Source organism: Peterkaempfera griseoplana (assembly GCF_001418575.1).
In the GTDB taxonomy this organism is placed as follows: domain Bacteria; phylum Actinomycetota; class Actinomycetes; order Streptomycetales; family Streptomycetaceae; genus Peterkaempfera; species Peterkaempfera griseoplana.
In genome coordinates this window covers 167-1,731 of sequence record NZ_LIQR01000710.1, presented here as the reverse complement: position 1 = coordinate 1,731, position 1,565 = coordinate 167, and the positions used below count along the sequence as shown (strand labels likewise).

Below are 1,565 nucleotides of genomic sequence, written 5' to 3'. Positions count from 1 at the left end.
GCCGGAGCTGCCGGAGCCGCCGGTGGAGGCCGATGTGGAGCTGTCGTGCCGGGGGGCCGGCTTGCCGCGGTTGGCGAAGGAGATCGCCACCACCAGCAGGACCAGGATGCCGACCACGGTCAGCAGGGTCCGCATCGGGCGTGCCTGGCGGGGCGGCTGAGGGGGCGGCAGGTCGCCGACCGGTAGCCGCGTACGAGTGTGCGGCTGGTCGTCGGACAACGACACGGCGGCCCTCCTGGGACGAAGGAAGGAACAGCCCGGGCGGGCGGGCCCGAGGCATATGACAGCTACGGTGACGGGTAGGGGCGACTGCTACAAGGGGCGTATGACCGGCGTCAGGGAGGCACGGCATGCGGGGTGGTGTGCGCCGTGGGAGGGCGTACGCCCCGCGCTGCGGGCTGACTAATCAGATCGTCAGATGGCCATCCCATAGACAATGGTGAACAGGGTGCCCAGCGATCCGATGATGAACACGCCGGTGAGCCCGGCGATGATCAGGCCTTTCCCCTGTTCGGCGCTGAAGGTGTCGCGCATCGCGGTGGCCCCGATGCGCTGCTTCGCAGCGCCCCAGATGGCGATGGCCAGGCAGCCCAGGATGGCGACCGCCATCACCACCTCGACCATGACCCGCGCCTCCGCTCCGAGACTGGCGAACGGGCCCCAGTCCGGCGCGATGCCGCCGATGATGGTGTCGATGTTGCCCTTCTTGGGCTCCGCACTCAGGTACACAGATCTCACCGCCTGATCAGGCATTCAAGGCCCCGCACCGGGGTCGGGCGAAGGGTCGGGGACCATTCTTGGCCAGATTTGATGTCGACTTGGCTACTTCTCAAGGATTCGTCGTGCGGCGTGGGACACGTCCGTCAGGATGTGTCCGGTGGGCAGTACCTCAGACAGAGGATACCGCTCACTCCTGGTACCTCTGATGATTGCTCAGAGCAATACCCTGCCCCACACTGTGTGGTGGCGTCAGTCCGTCGGCCGGACACGTGCAGGGGGCATGTGATGGTTCTGCGCAGGCCCTGGATCGCTGCCGGAGCGGCCGGCGCCGTGGGCATCGCCTTCCTCGGACTGGTCGCCGTGGGGACCTACGCCGCCGCCCCCGCGTCCGCGGGTGGAGCCCTCTCGCTGGCGCCCGGCACCGTCCCCGCCGCCTACCAGGGACTGATCCAGAAGTGGGGCACCCTCTGCCCGGAGCTCAGCCCCCCGCTGCTGGCCGCCCAGCTCTACCAGGAGAGCGGCTTCGACCCCACCGCGGTCAGCCCCGCCAAGGCCTACGGCATCGCCCAGTTCATCGCGCCCACCTGGGAGAGCCACGGCGTGGACGGCAACGGCGACGGACGCAGGGACATCTGGAACCCCGCCGACGCCATCCCCTCCGCGGCCTCCTACGACTGCTCACTGGCCCGGGACACCCGCCAGGTGCCCGGCGACCGGGTCGCCAACATGCTCGCCGCCTACAACGCCGGCCCCTACGCCGTCATCCAGGCCGGCGGAGTGCCGCCGTACGCCGAGACCCAGGGGTACGTGAAGCGGATCCGCTCCCTGGCCGCCGGGTTCACCGC

2 protein-coding genes and 1 pseudogene are annotated in these 1,565 nt (G+C 69.6%); 1 reads left to right on the top strand and 2 read right to left on the bottom strand.

The annotated features are described in order from the left end of the window. Together AOK09_RS40635 and AOK09_RS35800 are read right to left on the bottom strand one after the other, a co-directional pair. Positions 1-225 (bottom strand): annotated as a pseudogene (locus AOK09_RS40635) (hypothetical protein); the annotation flags it as partial. A gap of 189 nt (positions 226-414) precedes the next feature. After that, complete coding sequence (locus AOK09_RS35800; RefSeq protein ID WP_055591351.1) at positions 415-729, bottom strand: hypothetical protein; 315 nt, start codon at positions 727-729, stop codon at positions 415-417. 276 nt (positions 730-1,005) lie between these two features. On the opposite strand from AOK09_RS35800, the gene AOK09_RS35795 reads away from it, so the two are divergent. Then, a partial coding sequence (locus AOK09_RS35795; RefSeq protein ID WP_245687637.1) for a lytic transglycosylase domain-containing protein occupies positions 1,006-1,565 on the top strand: 560 nt, incomplete at its 3' end.